The organism is Bartonella sp. AA78NXGY (assembly GCF_042197005.1).
In the GTDB taxonomy this organism is placed as follows: domain Bacteria; phylum Pseudomonadota; class Alphaproteobacteria; order Rhizobiales; family Rhizobiaceae; genus Bartonella.
Genome location: NZ_JBHIRI010000002.1, coordinates 22547 through 38514, shown reverse-complemented (window position 1 = coordinate 38514; position 15968 = coordinate 22547). Strand labels below are relative to the sequence as shown.

13 protein-coding genes are annotated in these 15968 nt (G+C 36.3%); 8 read left to right on the top strand and 5 right to left on the bottom strand.

Annotated features, from left to right (window positions below; translation table 11 throughout):
• The first annotated feature begins 173 nt into the window (after positions 1 to 173).
• From ACFINL_RS01435 to ACFINL_RS01415, 5 genes are all read left to right on the top strand, one after another.
• Positions 174 to 539 (top strand): hypothetical protein, encoded by a 366-nt coding sequence (locus tag ACFINL_RS01435; RefSeq protein WP_375611138.1) that lies wholly within the window; start codon positions 174 to 176, stop codon positions 537 to 539.
• 209 nt (positions 540 to 748) lie between these two features.
• Positions 749 to 1111 carry a hypothetical protein gene (locus tag ACFINL_RS01430; RefSeq protein ID WP_375611137.1) on the top strand — a complete coding sequence of 121 codons (363 nt, stop codon included), beginning with the start codon at positions 749 to 751 and terminating at the stop codon, positions 1109 to 1111.
• 637 nt (positions 1112 to 1748) lie between these two features.
• Complete coding sequence (gene thrC / locus ACFINL_RS01425) at positions 1749 to 3146, top strand: threonine synthase (protein ID WP_375611136.1); 1398 nt, start codon at positions 1749 to 1751, stop codon at positions 3144 to 3146.
• 83 nt (positions 3147 to 3229) lie between these two features.
• Positions 3230 to 4504: a M16 family metallopeptidase gene (locus ACFINL_RS01420; RefSeq protein WP_375611135.1), complete on the top strand. Its 1275-nt coding sequence runs from the start codon at positions 3230 to 3232 to the stop codon at positions 4502 to 4504.
• A gap of 397 nt (positions 4505 to 4901) precedes the next feature.
• A complete protein-coding gene (locus ACFINL_RS01415) occupies positions 4902 to 7787 on the top strand; it encodes an EAL domain-containing protein (RefSeq protein WP_375606401.1) in 2886 nt (961 codons plus the stop codon).
• A gap of 42 nt (positions 7788 to 7829) precedes the next feature.
• Here ACFINL_RS01415 and ACFINL_RS01410 read toward each other — a convergent pair whose 3' ends face one another.
• Positions 7830 to 8414, bottom strand: coding sequence for a YqgE/AlgH family protein (locus tag ACFINL_RS01410; RefSeq protein WP_375611134.1), 585 nt, complete (start codon positions 8412 to 8414; stop codon positions 7830 to 7832).
• A 71-nt stretch (positions 8415 to 8485) separates the two neighbouring features.
• Between ACFINL_RS01410 and ACFINL_RS01405 the strand changes: the two genes are divergently transcribed.
• The gene (locus ACFINL_RS01405) at positions 8486 to 9364 is read left to right on the top strand and encodes a protein-disulfide reductase DsbD domain-containing protein (RefSeq protein WP_375611133.1); all 879 of its coding nucleotides are present in this window, start codon (positions 8486 to 8488) and stop codon (positions 9362 to 9364) included.
• 26 nt (positions 9365 to 9390) lie between these two features.
• Here the strand turns inward: ACFINL_RS01405 and rnhA are convergent, their stop codons facing one another.
• The 4 genes from rnhA to cyoE all read right to left on the bottom strand — a co-directional run bounded on the left by rnhA (position 9391) and on the right by cyoE (position 12996).
• Positions 9391 to 9858, bottom strand: coding sequence for a ribonuclease HI (gene rnhA / locus ACFINL_RS01400; protein WP_375611132.1), 468 nt, complete (start codon positions 9856 to 9858; stop codon positions 9391 to 9393).
• 5 nt (positions 9859 to 9863) lie between these two features.
• The gene (locus ACFINL_RS01395; RefSeq protein WP_375611131.1) at positions 9864 to 10823 is read right to left on the bottom strand and encodes a homoserine kinase; all 960 of its coding nucleotides are present in this window, start codon (positions 10821 to 10823) and stop codon (positions 9864 to 9866) included.
• Positions 10823 to 11878, bottom strand: coding sequence for a 4-hydroxy-3-methylbut-2-enyl diphosphate reductase (ispH, locus tag ACFINL_RS01390; RefSeq protein ID WP_375611130.1), 1056 nt, complete (start codon positions 11876 to 11878; stop codon positions 10823 to 10825). The genes ACFINL_RS01395 and ispH overlap by 1 nt, the downstream gene beginning before the upstream one ends.
• 182 nt (positions 11879 to 12060) lie before the next feature.
• The gene (gene cyoE, locus ACFINL_RS01385; protein WP_375611129.1) at positions 12061 to 12996 is read right to left on the bottom strand and encodes a heme o synthase; all 936 of its coding nucleotides are present in this window, start codon (positions 12994 to 12996) and stop codon (positions 12061 to 12063) included.
• A gap of 343 nt (positions 12997 to 13339) precedes the next feature.
• On the opposite strand from cyoE, the gene ACFINL_RS01380 reads away from it, so the two are divergent.
• Complete coding sequence (locus tag ACFINL_RS01380) at positions 13340 to 13879, top strand: invasion associated locus B family protein (RefSeq protein ID WP_375649296.1); 540 nt, start codon at positions 13340 to 13342, stop codon at positions 13877 to 13879.
• A 110-nt stretch (positions 13880 to 13989) separates the two neighbouring features.
• Positions 13990 to 15414 (top strand): metalloprotease TldD, encoded by a 1425-nt coding sequence (tldD, locus tag ACFINL_RS01375; protein ID WP_375611127.1) that lies wholly within the window; start codon positions 13990 to 13992, stop codon positions 15412 to 15414.
• The last annotated feature ends 554 nt before the right edge of the window (positions 15415 to 15968 follow it).

Genomic DNA, 15968 nt, shown 5'->3' with positions numbered 1-15968 from the left:
AAATATAGAATACATAGCTTCATTATGTTATTATTAATTATTATAAATTTATTAAATAATGAAGCTTCTATTACTATAATTATAAATTCTGTAAATTACATCCAAAAATCCAAAGTATAATTTATATACACACACATATATATATATTGAATACTATAAAGTATTTGAGGTAAATGATGATTAATTTTTTTAACAATAATATGTTAATTATTTCTATGATATCTGTTTTTTACATTTCACAGACTGTAAGTGTACATGCCAACTATTTGCAAAACAATATTCATCGTGAGAATATTTTTATTTCTGTAACAGAACAGAACAGAAAGGATGCAATCAGTACGATTGCTCTCTATACACAAAATCTAAATCGTTGTATGGAAAATGAAATTACCGTCGAAGGAAAATTTGAAAAGGTTGTTGAACCTCTTACACTCGGGGCTTTTGGTATGGGGATGGCACTTGGATATGCATCAAGTACGATAGGCATGTTTTTAGGATGGCTAATAAGTAAAATAATATTGTATTTTAAATCTCGTTAAAATTGAACTTTCATCAGAATAAGACCTTCTCATATGAAATATAAACTATGAACATATTCTGTGTTTATCCATTGTTGATGATAAAAACTAATGAATTATCACACTAAGAGTGAAAAAAGCTTTAAATGCTTCTGTTTCTCTCAATGTGCACTAATTCTGCCGATGCATCTATTCAATTCAGATTAAAATAAAAGTATTGGTGGTAAACTATGATTAAAGTATTGAAAACTTACATATTAAATATTTTTATAGCAGTTGCTTTTTTGCTTTCACAAGTTATAAATGTTCATGCCAATCATTTGAAAAATGATACTCAATGGGAAACTGTCTCTCTAATAGAACAAGGAAAGAAAAAAGCTATCGATATAGCTGCTCTTTATGTCCCAAGTTTCACTCATAGAGCAAAAAGTGAATCTGCCTTTGAAGGAAAATTTGAGAAAGTGTTTGAACCAATTACGCTAGGAGTTTTTTCTACAGTAGGAGCTTTGGGTTTTGGATTCTTGACTGGATCTGTTATGGCCATATTTAGTGGGATAATCGGATGGGCAATAGGAAAAATTAAAGGCAAATAATTCAAAGATACTTAGTTATTTTTTTCTATTTAAAATGAAAATACTTTACAGCCTGCTTCCCATCATTTAGCAGGCTGTTGTATGTTTTCTATGGATAACCTTTAGGTTACCATACTGTATAGCACAAATATAATATCTATTATTATACAAAGTAATAAATTAAGCTAAAAAAGATTATTCAAAGTATAGATTTGCGCACGAAATGCCATAAAATTACCTTATAAATCTTCCAATGTGAGTCTTGGGATGTATCATTTTAACATTTCGTTTAGCAGATTTAATTTTTACAGAGTATTAAGAGTATAAAATAACTATGAATGATTGATTTTTATACAAAAGTTCTTCAGTAAATACTATTCTATCTATTTAATTTTATTATTTAAGAAGGTGTACAAGTGAAGATACGTTTTAAAATCTAAGTGAATGAATAATAGAGAGAAATTTTTGACTGTAACAGATTTTCTGTGAACATTTGGCGTTTATATCTCAAAAATAAAAATGCTTAAGGCTATTTCCTTTCATTATTGAGTTAAAAAGAAGAAAAGAAGCTCTATCCATTTAATAATTTAAATATTATGAAAAACGTGAAATAAATAACTTCACCAATTTGCCAGAAATAAAAAAAAGGATAAGACTTATGGAATATATCAGCACGAGAGGTGAAGCTCCTGCTTTAAGCTTTACGGAAACAATCATGACAGGGTTGGCAAGTGATGGGGGACTTTATTTGCCAGATAAATTTCCTCAGCTATCATTTGATGCGTTACGAGCACTTCGTGGTCAGTCCTATACAACAATTGCTAAAACTATTCTGTGGCCCTTTGTGAATAACGAAATCGAATATACAGCTTTTGAAAATATGATCGCTGAATCTTATGCAACCTTTCACCATCCAGCAATCTGTCCGTTACGACAAACTGGAGCAGATGAATTTATCCTTGAACTCTTTCATGGTCCTACTTTAGCTTTTAAAGATGTAGCAATGCAGTTTCTTTCTCGACTGATGGATTATGTTTTGACTGAAAAAAATAGATGTGCAACGATTATTGCTGCAACATCAGGTGATACAGGAGGAGCTGCGATACAAGCTTTTGCTGGAAAAGAACACTCAGATATTTTTATTTTATTTCCTAAAGGACGTGTATCGCCTGTTCAACAACGGCAAATGACAACCAATCATTGTTCCAATGTTCATGCCATTGCCATTGAAGGAAATTTTGATGATTGCCAAGCTCTTGTCAAAGCAATGTTTAATGACCACAATTTTCGTAAAAAAAGAGCACTTTCAGGTGTTAATTCTATAAATTGGGCGCGTATCATGGCGCAAATTGTTTACTATTTTTCATCTGCACTTTCTTTAGGAGCACCTGATAGAGCTGTTTCATTTACTGTTCCTACTGGAAATTTTGGTGATATTTTTGCAGGTTATGTCGCAGCCCGTATGGGATTACCCATTGCTCAACTGGTCATCGCAACGAATGATAACGACATCCTTGTACGTACATTGACCAGTGGTACTTACGAAACACAACCAATAGTCCATACAACATCACCTTCTATGGATATTCAGGTCTCTTCTAATTTTGAACGTTTGCTCTTTGAAAGTGGCAATCGTGATCCAATGTGGATTCGCAATGCAATGGAAAACTTGAAAAAAACGGGGCTCTTTACTCTTGATGAAAAGCAACTCAAAAATATTCGTTCCCTATTTTCCGCTGGAAAAAGCAACATGGCTGCAACAGCTCAAACAATTGATAGTGTCTATAAGGAAAGTGGCTATCTTGTTGATCCACATACAGCGGTCGCTCTTCAAGTAGCGCGTGAAAACAAAAAACCGCATATTCCAATGATCGTTCTTGCCACGGCTCATCCAGCTAAATTTCCTGATACTATTAAAAGCGCTTGTGGCCTTCATGCTCCATGGCCATCTCATCTCAATGATGTAATGAAACACGAAGAACATTTTATAAATCTTGCTAATGATGAAAAAATAGTCAAAGATTATATTTCTTTAAAATCGCGTGCATCTTATTAAAGTTAGCTGCATTAATTTAAATCAAGAATATTCTGATACCCTTACAATGAGGTGTTTAGCTTATTTAATGGAGTTGTAGATACATGGATGTAGATATATGTCGCCTTAGTAATGGTTTGACTATCGCCACACATACAATGCAACAAATTGATAGTGTTGCCCTCGGAATATGGGTTAAAGTGGGCTCACGCAATGAAACCTCCACACAGCATGGTATTGCTCATCTTCTTGAGCATATGGCTTTTAAAGGAACCGAAAACCGTACTGCTTTTCAAATTGCAACCGATATTGAAGATGTTGGCGGTGAAATCAATGCTACAACCAGTATTGAAACAACAGCTTACTTTGCACGTGTACTTAAAAGCGATATCCCACTTGCTATAGACATTTTAGCCGATATTTTAATGCATTCAAAATTTGACGACGATGAACTAGAACGAGAAAAACAAGTAATCTTTCAGGAAATTGGTGCTGCCCATGACACTCCTGATGATATTGTTTTTGATCACTTTACAGAAACAGCCTTTCGTCATCAATCCCTTGGACGCTCTATTTTAGGAACAGCTAAAACTATTCAATCATTTACATCTACTGATCTCCATGATTTCATCAATAAACAATATAGTGCAGATCGTATGATTGTCGTTGCTGCAGGAGCTGTAAAGCACGAAAGTTTCTTGCGAGAAGTTGAAAGTCGTCTTGGTACTTTTCGCTCCCATTCAACCGCACCTCTTACTAATCTTGCAAATTATGTCGGTGGCGACTTTCGTGAATATCGCGATTTAATGGATACACAAGTTGTTCTAGGGTTTGAAGGGCGTGCTTATCACGCGCGTGATTTTTATGCAGCTCAAATTCTTTCAATCATTCTTGGTGGTGGTATGTCTTCACGTCTTTTTCAAGAGGTAAGAGAGAAACGTGGATTATGCTATTCTATTTATGCTTTTCATTGGGGATTTTCAGATACTGGGCTTTTTGGTGTTCACGCAGCTACCGGACAAGAAGGGCTCAAAGAACTCATTCCTGTGATTCTTGATGAACTTTCCAAGGTCAGCAAAAATATTCACGCCAACGAACTGCAACGAGCACAAACGCAATATCGTGCAAATCTGACAATGTCACAGGAAAATCCCTCTAGTCAAGCACATCTCATTGCTCGCCAAATACTCCTTTATGGTCGACCAATTCCAATATCGGAAACAATTGAACGCCTCAATCTCATCACTCCTAAAAGATTAACTGATTTAGCACATCGTCTTTTTACAAACTCCACTCCAACACTAACTGCTGTCGGACCTGTAGGACCCCTTATAAATTTTGATGATTTAACGTCAACTCTTTCATACAAGCTAAAGTAAAAACTTCTTTTCAATGCAACATCACAATAACGTCACATATTTTATCATAAAATTTACCACAAAAGCTCTCCTCATTAAATAAGTTTTGGAAATATTGGGCAAATAGGCGTACAAAACTACCCAATTCATACTTCATGTGATAAAGATTCTAATAAGTGAAGGTATATCCGTGAAATCTGAAAATTCATGGTTTAACTTTGCCCTTTTAAAATATAAAACTTCATTCGCTTCAGGTTCCATTGAAGCAAATGGGTGTATGGTCTATTTGTATATAAAATCACATAACTTAAGAAAAGTGATAACAATTTATTATGTAAATAAATTATAAAAGGTGGACGTTTTTTCTCAAAAGTCGAAATGAAAATTAAACATCCTAAAATATTGAGAGTGGGACATTGTGAAGAGTTTGCGTAAAATAATTGACATCATTTTCATTGTAGTCGTTAGTTCTTTTGTCCATCTTACATCAGCACAAGCAATTGAACCAGTTAAAATTTCTTCTCAAGATGCTGCTCTTGATCTCTCAAAAGCAATTGAAATTCACCATACAAACAACTCTATTTTTCAAACAAGTACAGCACCAGGACCAGATGGTATTGTATGGCGTATTGAAGTGCAGGCAAAAAATGAAAAATTTTCCGGAAATTGGGCAGTTTTTTCTCTTGCAAATCCAACAGATGAACAAGTTGATCGTCTCATCGTTGCCCCCCATTACCGCATGGCACGTTCTGGATTTTTTTGGCCAGACCTTGGATCATCAAGGATTCAATCCATAACGCCAAGCGAAGGTTTTTCCCTCGATCGTCAACTTAGTGCAAACTCTGATATCTTTCGTATTACCCTTAACCCTGGTGCTGTTATTACATTTGTGGCCGAACTTAACTCTGCAAATCTACCGCAAATCTATTTATGGCAACCTGAAGCTTATAAAGATGCAATTAATTCTTATACGCTTTATCATGGTATTCTTCTTGGGATATCAGGTCTCTTAGCGCTTTTGTTAACTGTTCTCTTCGTCGTCCGTGGAACAGGGCTGTTTCCTGCAACAGCGGCAGTTGCTTGGGCAGTGCTTTTTTATATTGGTATTGACTTCAACTTTTTAAATAAATTCTTTGCAGTTACACTCACAACCCAACCAATCTGGCGTGCTGGTACAGAAGTAGCACTTACTGCTACACTCTTCATTTTTCTTTTTACCTATCTCAGCCTTAACCGCTGGCATTATCATTTTAGTTACGGTGCTATCGCTTGGACCATTGCGTTTTGCAGTCTAGGAGCCTTTGCTATTTATGATCCCATCAGAGCAGCTGGAATTGCGCGTTTGTCTTTTGGCCTTACCGCTGTGCTTGGTATAATATTAATCATCTATTTCTCAATCAGAAGCTATGACCGCGCCATTATGCTTATTCCAACATGGTTGCTCATTAGCTTTTGGTGTGTTGGAGCCTATGCCTGCATAGCTGGACATTTAAACAATGATATTATCCAGCCAGCATTAGCGGGAGGATTAGTGCTCATTGTTCTTCTCATTAGCTTTACTGTCCTGCAACAAACTTTTTCTAATGACGCTTTCCATGAAGGAATATTTTCCGACCTTGAACAACAAGTACTCGCAGCAAAGGGAGCTGGAAATATTATTTGGGATTGGAATATTGAGCGTGACCGTATTGTTGTACATCCAAACATGGCAACCCTTTTTGGTACTGAAATTCATAACCTCAATGGACCTATGCGCAACTGGATTTCAGCCTTGCACCATGATGATCGTGAACGCTTTCAAGCCGTATTAGATATCATTCTTAAAAATAAAAAAGGGCGCATTGATCAAATTTTTCGGCTTTCTTCCGGTGGTGGTTATTATCATTGGTTTTCTCTTCGTGCACGTCCGGCTATGCAAAAAGATGGAAAAATCACACGTGTCATTGGAACCATTGTCAATATTACTAACCATAAAAAATCCGAAGAACGCTTATTGCATGATGCAATCCACGACAGCTTAACTGGACTTCCTAACCAACAAATTTTCTTTGATAGACTACAAAATTATACCTCTTTAGCGAAAGCAAATATCAAAATTAGACCGACTGTCTTTATGATTGATTTTGACAATTTTCGCCAAATTAATCGCAAATTAGGCATAGCAGTTGGGGATACTGTACTGCTTATAATCGCACGTCGTTTAAATCGTCTCATTAACTTTCAAGACACCTTATCGCGTCTTTCAGCAGACCGCTTTGCAATTATTTTACTCAGTGAAACCGAACCACAAAAAATTGCAGCATTTGCAGATCATTTGCACAAAACAATTTCAGCACCTATTTCACTTTCAGAAAATAAAATAATCCTTTCAACCTCTATCGGATTGGTTACATGGAGTGAAAGCCGATCGACGGCTAAAGATATTTTTAATGATAGTGAGTTAGCGATGATTCGCGCAAAACAAATGGGTGGGAACCATATTGAACCTTTTCGTCCTAATTTTCGCACTTTGGGTCTCGAACATAATACTCTGGAGAAAGATGTTCATTATGCCATAAAACGTAATGAGATGAAAATCCTCTACCATCCTATTCTTAATTTATCAGACGGACATATTATTGGTTTTGAAACAATTGTAGAATGGCATCATCCCACTTATGGAAATTTAAATGTCTCTGATTTCATAAAAATCGTAGAAAATGAACAAATTGTTATGGATTTGTCACAATTTATCATTGATAATGCCATTATCGATCTTATAAATGTACAAGAAAAGTTTTCCCAACAATCTTTCTTTATTTCAATTAATTTACCAAGCGCAGAAATGATTCATCCTCGTTTTATCAGTCAATTGCGTGCCGCTTTGCTTCGGCATCCGCTCCACAAAGGACGCTTAATGATTGAAATATCTGAATTTGTCTTAAGAAATAATCCTGAACAATCAGCGCACTTTCTTGAACAAATTAAAACACTTGGAATGAATCTCGCACTCGATAATTTTGGAACAGGTTATTCGTCTCTGACCTATCTCGTACGTTATCCATTTGATATGGTTAAACTTGATCGTTCACTTATCTCAATCGACTCTCTTAAGAAGAAAATTGTTCTCAAGTCTATCATTAATATGGCAACAGATCTTAATTTGCAAATTATCGCAGAAGGTGTTGAAAATGAAAAAGAAGCAATCTTCCTCCGTCAAGAAGGTTGTAAATATGTTCAAAGTACACTTGTGACGAAACCGATTGCCATAGAAGAATTAATTACGCTCGTTCAGAGCCATTTCCCTTATAAGATAAAAACATAAGGGATAAAATAACGTGTAAAGTTAAAAAGCTTAGAAAAAACTCTACGCGTGTCCCATTTCAGAAGCAAGATAAGTTGGATCGATACCCATGCGTGTTAAACTTTTATCATACTTGCAGCTTAAATCGCTTTCAAAAAGAAAACTAGGTGATGTAGAACTGATTAGCCACCCATTTGTAGAAATTTCTGCCTCAAGTTGCCCCGCTTTCCATCCAGCATAGCCTAATGCGACCAGTGCATGTTGCGGACCTTGTTCGCAACTGATCGCTTTTAATATATCAATTGTCGCAGTAAAACAGATCTTATCTGCAATAAAAACAGTTTCTTCACAAGCATAATCATCTGAATGAAGGACAAAACCACGCGAAGGATCAACAGGACCACCATAGCGAACTGGAAACTGTTTTATTGGTTCAGAAAGACTTTTTTTTTGGCCACTGTCTATGACTCCCAAATGAAGCAAAAGCTCTGGAAAATCAATATGATGCAATTGATTAAGAATGATGCCCATCGCACCGGCATCAGAATGCGCACAAATATAAATAACAGAACGAATAAAGCGTTTGTCATTCATCCCAGGCATTGCTATGAGTAATTGTCCACCTAAAAAGCCATTACACCGCTTCATTAATCTGTTATTCTCCATAATTTACATGATAAAAGTTTGTTCATTTAGCACACTAGGAAAATAAAACTCCAATGAAAAAAAGTCGTATATTTACAAATTTACAAAATATCGCAACTTTCTTTTATAAAAAGCTTTTAGTTACTTTAAGCTTAACATTCATAGTTTTAGAATTACTTAACATTCCTGTAAATGCTCAAACAGAACAAAAACTCCAGCTTTTCGCAACATCTTGGTATGAATCAGATGGTGGTCGTATCCGATTAGCGATCACTGAACCTTCTCTTTCTGGAATAAGAGAAGGTATTATTGAAATTGTGCTTAAACCAGGATGGAAAACTTACTGGCGTAATCCAGGTAATTCTGGCATGGCACCATTTTTTAATTTCAACCAACAGATTTCTTATGAAATCTTTTATCCTACTCCACAGCTTTTTGAAACAGAAAATGATTGGTCATTAGGTTATAAAGATAAAGTAATATTGCCCTTCAATCTTTCTGGTTCAAGCAAAAATTTAAGTGGTGCTTTCACTCTTGGATTATGTAATAAAATCTGTCTTCCATTTACTGTTAACTTTGATTTTTCGCCATCTGCTCTTAAAAATAAACAGCTTCCTGCTTCCTTCTTAAAAAAGGCGCAAAATTCTTTGCCCCGCATGACCCAGAATGCACTAAAAATAAGTGCTGAAAAAAATAATAGTACCCTTCTTATAAAAATACAAAATAACAACAAAACCACTCCTTCCTCTCTCTTTTTAGATGGAGGAGAAATGCAAATTGGAGCAGCAAGAAAAGTCAGTGATAACGCAGAATATACACTCTTCAGTGCTCCACTCTATTTCACACCAGAAGAAATAAACCAAAAAATTTTTTATACAGTTGCTTTTAAAGATCACGCCTTAAGTGGAACATTCATATTCCATACGCAGCCAACCCCTCTTGCGTCTCCGTGATAAAAGAAAAAGCTCTCAAAAAGCAATTATGCTGGAAAACGTCCATTTTCACGATATTGAGTAATTGCTTTGCGAGCAAGGGCATCTGCGCGTTCATTTTCTGGATGTCCCGCATGCCCTTTTACCCAGTGCCATCTAACTGTATGACAAGAACTAGCATCCTCAAGAGCTTGCCATAGCTCCATATTTTTAACAGGATTTTTTGATGCAGTGCGCCAATTATTCTTTTTCCAATCTTCAATCCACTTAGATATACCGTTACGTACATAAACTGAGTCTGTATAAAGATCGACCAAACAGGGCTCTTTAAGCGCCTTTAATGCACAAATTGCCGCCATGAGTTCCATTTGATTGTTTGTCGTATGGACCTTACCGCCATAAAGCTCCCGTTCATGACCATTCCAGCGTAAAATTGCTCCCCATCCTCCAACTCCAGGATTCCCTGAGCAAGCACCATCTGTATAAATTTCAACGACTTTTTGTTGAGTTGCCATAAAATTTAAAAACCTAATTCACTTAGCGAATTTACATTACTGAAAAAACAAAGCTTGTGCCAATACTCCCATGGATCTTTCTTAATAACAAAGCTATTAGGCGGTGTATTAAACCAATCATATAGACGTGTGAGTAAGAAACGTAGAGATGCACCACGAGCTAATAAGACCATCTTGTCCAATTCTAAAGGGATCAATGGTCTTATTTTTTGATAATTTTCCAATAACTTACGTGCTTTGGTAAGATTATAGGAATGATCAGGCTCAAAGCACCAAGCATTTAAACAGATCGCTAAATCATAAGCAAAAAAGTCATTACAAGCAAAATAGAAATCTATCATCCCAGAAAGACGATGATTCACAAAAAAAACGTTATCATTAAATAAATCTGCATGAATAATGCCTATTGGTAAATTACATGGCCAATTTTCCTGTAAAAAAGCCAATTCCAACTCAATTTTTTGTCCAAATTCTTTTAACAATGCATCTTCTTTGGTTTGACAACGTTGCCACAATACCTTCCAATCCATAACAGAAAGAGTATTTTTACGACTGAGTGTAAAATCCTGTCCTGCTAAATGTAATTGTGCTAACCCCGTCCCCACTTCGCCACAATGATCTATATTGGGCTGGCGGATCCACTCTCCTTCCAGAAAAGTAATAATAGCAGCAGGACGTCCTGCTAGTTCACAGATCATCATTCCATCATTTTGAATAACAGGTTGAGGACAAGGAACTCCACGCTGTCCTAAATGCTGCATCAAGCGACAAAAAAAAGGTAAATCATCTTTTGAAATACGCTTTTCATAAAGTGTTAAAATAAATCGCCCTTGTGTTGTCTCTAACATAAAATTAGAATTTTCAATCCCCTCTTCTATACCTTGATAAGACAAAAGTGATCCTATTGCATAACGTGTTAAAAACACTTTTAAATCATTTGGGTGAATATCTGTATAAACGGCCATTATTCTGCTTTCGTTGTAGACATGTCTGTATTCTGATTTTCATTTTTTGCATTATTTGCTTGACCATTAACGAAAGCCATATCTTGAGACGTTAAAATGACGTCGCGTAATTCGCGACTCACTAAAAATTTTTCCGTTTCTACCACTGTTTCAGCTAATTCTATTGTGACATCATAACGCTCACGAAATGCTGAAATAATTTCATCAATAATAATTTCAGGAGCCGAAGCCCCTGCTGAAAGACTGACTATAGAAAGAGATTTTAGGTTTTCAAAATTAATTTCATCAGCGCGCTGAACTAAAATAGCTTGCCGCGCACCAGACTTTTCGGCAACCTCTACTAAACGTCGTGAATTAGAAGAGTTTGGTGCTCCAACAATCAAAAACAAATCACTCCCCTTTGCCGCTGCTTTAACCGCATCTTGTCGATTCGTTGTAGCATAGCAAATTGATTCAGCCGCTGGTGCTGCTAATGTAGGAAAACGTTGTTGTAATATATCGATAATTCCTGCAGTATCTTCAACAGAAAGCGTTGTTTGTGTAACAAATCCTAATTTATCTGGATCATTGGGTTGATAATGCAAAGCATCTTCTATCGTTTCAATAAGCGTTACAACCCCTTCTTCAAGCTGTCCCATTGTCCCTATCACCTCAGGATGACCAGCATGACCAATCAATATAACATGACGACCATGACGTTGATGTCGTATCGCTTGTTTATGAACTTTCGAGACCAACGGACATGTTGCGTCGAGATAAAACAAATTATAGTATCGTGCTTCTTCTGAAACAGATTTTGGTACACCATGAGCAGAAAAAACAACTGGTTGATTGCGATGTTCTTCTGGAATCTCATTAAGTTCTTCGACAAAAACAGCACCCCGTTGCTGTAATCCCTCAACTACGTAGCGGTTGTGTACAATTTCATGACGAACATATACTGGAACACCATATTTTTTTAATGCAAGCAGAACAATCTGGATAGCACGATCAACCCCTGCACAAAATCCACGTGGACCACAAAGACGTATCGTTAAAGGGGGAAGTCCAGACATAAATCATCCTTAATCTCTATAGTTTTAGCTATATATTCAAACAACCTATTATTATACATGAATAAGCAATGTAAAAAAACGTGCAATATCATCTTTTGCATAAGAACACACTCTATCGTGTTTTCTTACAGCATTTTCTTGAAGAAAAGCTCTTTTAAAATTTGCTCTTTCATTTTACGCAACTAAAGAGCGATAAAATACCAAACAAGAGATTCAATCAAAAGAATTCCAAAGATAGCTGCCAAATAAAGTAACGAAAAGAAAAACGTTTTTTTGGCCATCAAAATAGTTTCATTATGTGTATCAGCTTTCCATAAACGATAGGCAAAATGAATAAAGATAATGCTTAAAATTGTTGAAAAAATACCATAAAAAATTCCGCCAAGACCAGTAAAGCAAGGAGCAGCAGCACACAATGCCATCAAAACAGTATAAAATAAAATCTGTTTTTTTGTTGAATGTTCACCTCGTACATTAGGCATCATAGGGATACCTGCAGCCTCATAATCAAGAGATGAAAATAAAGAAAGAGCCCAAAAGTGAGGGGGGGTCCACATAAAAATGATTAAAAATAATAAAAAGCTATCAATACTCACTGTCCCTGTTGTCACAGCCCATCCAATCATTGGTGGAAAAGCCCCAGAAGCACCACCAATAACAATATTTTGTGGTGTGATACGCTTTAACCAAATTGTATAGATAACGACATAAAAGAAAATCGTAAACGCAAGAAAAAATGCCGCAAACCAATTAATGAAGCTCCCCATAACCAATACCGAGAGCATAGAAAGAACCATGCCAAAAATAAATGCCTTTTGGGAGCTGATTTTACCCATGGGAATAGGACGCTTTTTAGTCCGTTCCATCACAGCATCAATGTCAGCATCATACCACATGTTCAGTGCTCCCGCACCACCGCCACCAGCAGCAATACATAAAATTGCTAAAAAACCATACCACGGATTGATAGGAACAGGCGATACAAGCAAACCAACCAGAGCCGTAAAGACCACAAGAGACATAACACGTGGCTTTAATAATGTGATGTAATCACCAATACCGGATTTTGGTGGCGTTGATTTACCATTCACAACCGATAACTCTTCTGAAACTGACATTCCACTCAAAGCCCTTTTCCATTTCTGTCATTCACAAACCCAATATTATCTGACAAATATTATCTAGCGTATGGAAATAACCCATTAAGACCAATCGTATTTTTGAGAAAATATGAAATATCTCTTTCGCACGTATCCCCTAAAAGTAAATGGAAATATTGGCAATAAAAATACATTTTTTCAATCAACGTTCTCTCCACATTACAAATGTATCATAAAAATATATCATATGAATTAATATATTTGGGTAAATACTGATTTTGTGTTATAGTTTTTTATGGGGAATTCATTTTTTATGTAAATCTATGCACGGTTGTGGGTGTTGAGTCGGATAGGATGTTCTGTGATACTTTATAAATTACTCAAAAAAACTTTTTTTATTGGTGCTGTTCTTTACACACTTTATAGTAGTTTTATCAGTCATGCATTTGCACAAACACCCTATGCACAAGATATCCCTGCTCCGCAAACCTATGGTGCATGGACAAAAGTGTGTTCTCTACCACCAGGTACACCTAACATGCAGTGTGAAGTTGTACAAAACGTTCACACACAAGGGCGTCAAGATATTACCTTGCGCGTTACATTTTATAAACTTCCTCAAAAGCAAGGTGCTTTGATGCGTGTTTTTGTTCCGATTCGCGTTGAATTACGTCCTGGCGTTGGAATTAAAATTGACGATAAAAATATGGGCAGAATGGAATATCGTCGTTGTCTTGGTGATAATTGTGTTGCTGAAGCCTTTCTTAAAGAAGACATATTGCAGCTCTTTTTAAAAGGAAAAATGGCAACCTATTTTATCTTTACAACTCCTGAACAAGGGATTGGAGGTTTTGTTGACCTTCATGGTCTTGGCGACGCCTATGCAACCTTACCGACATGAATGAAATCAATACATTTTAAACAATCAAAATCTCATCGTATATTTTGAAAGATTCTTAAAATTAGATTGATAAAAATCTTCTGAGCCCCCATAAAAATAGGATAATTCTTATGAAATCGCTGATTGATCATTTTGATATTGCTTCCTCTAAAGTGCAATCACTTATACAGGAAACACTTCATCATGCTGATGATGGTGAGCTTTACCTTGAGTACACAGAAAGCGAAGCTCTTTTATTTGATAATGGACAGCTTAAAAACGGCTCATTTCATCAAGATATGGGATTTGGACTACGCGTTGTTGCTGGAGAGGCTACTGGATATGCTCACTCTAGTGAGTTATCAGCTGCTGCACTCAAACGTGCCAGTGAAGCTGCTAAAGCTGTTACCTATAATAATCATGCAGGGACTTATAGCATAGCACCTCAACAAACAAACAAAAGGCTTTATCAACCGCATAATCCCCTTGATGCTCCATCATTTGAAGAAAAAAGTGCTCTTTTGCAAAAAATTGATGCCTATTTACGTGCTAAAAATGATAAATTGCATCAGGTGACTGTTTCTCTTTCCGGCTCGCTACAACATGTTGAAATTTTACGTGCAGATGGTTATTTGGTTCGTGATATTCGTCCCCTTGTGCGACTTTCTATATCTGTGGTCGCAGCTGAAGGCAATCGTCGTGAAAATGGTTTTTATGGATGTGGAGGGAGACAAGCATTTAACCAATTTATTCATGAAGACAATTGGAAAAAAGCCGCGGATGAAGCCTTACGTATGGCTTTAACAAATTTAGAAGCAGAAGCAGCACCTGCTGGATCTTTTGATGTTGTCTTAGCTAACGGATGGCCTGGTGTTATGCTCCATGAAGCCGTAGGTCATGGTTTAGAAGGTGACTTTAACCGTAAAAAAACATCGGCTTTTGCTGGACTTTTAGGACAACAAGTTGCAGCAAAAGGTGTTACAGTTGTTGATGATGGAACAATTCCACAATGCCGTGGCTCTCTCACTGTCGATGATGAGGGGACCCCTTCAGGATATAACGTTCTCATTGAAGATGGAAAACTCGTTGGTTTTATGCAAGACAGACTTAATGCACGGCTTATGGGAGGTAAATCAACTGGAAATGGACGGCGTGAATCTTATGCTTATGCACCAATGCCACGAATGACCAATACAATCATGCTAGGAGGAGATAAAACACCTGAAGAAATCCTTTCTTCACTTAAAAGTGGTATCTATGCTGTTTCATTTGGTGGAGGACAAGTTGATATTACTTCCGGAAAATTCGTCTTTGAATGTACTGAAGCATACCGAGTAGAAAATGGCAAAATTTGTGCACCAATCAAAGGTGCAACTCTTATTGGAAATGGACCGGATGCTATGAAACGTATCACAATGATTGGTAATGATAGTAAACTAGATAATGGTATTGGTATGTGCGGAAAAGCAGGGCAAAATGTCCCTGTTGGTGTTGGTCAACCTCATCTTCGAATCAATAATATGACAATCGGTGGAACTGCGCTTATAGAGGAATAAGCTTGCTCATTCCTTCCCAGTATTGCCTCCTTCTCGTCTATTATGACCATTTTGTGAGGGGGAGATTACAATGAATTGATTTATAAAGATAATCTAGCGTTATTCATATTGTATTAGAACCTTGAATACCGCAAGATTCTCTCATTTTAAATCTGTGTCTGTTGGATCAATCAAAATCATTCGTTTATACGTTACAGGCGGGGAGAGTTATATGGATAAAAACTGTACAAGAAAAGACTAAAGATTCCTCTTATGGGCCGTCTCAAGTACCAAGAGTTTTAAGAAACATTAGGGGATGGCAAATATAACGACGGCACAGGCTTATTCAGACACATCTTTTTCGTAAGATATTAGTCTTTTGTGTGGTTTTTTTGTGTGGGGTAACTTGTCTTTTATATTTCATAATAAAAAAGCTTAAAAGAAAAAAGCACTTTCTACATTCAGTGCTCTTAGCTCAACGAGAAAAAGGTTATTATTATAGATAAATTTTGGAGAAATTTTATAATAATACACAGGTCAACTTTTAAAAAATCTTCATAGTATTAAAAAACTTT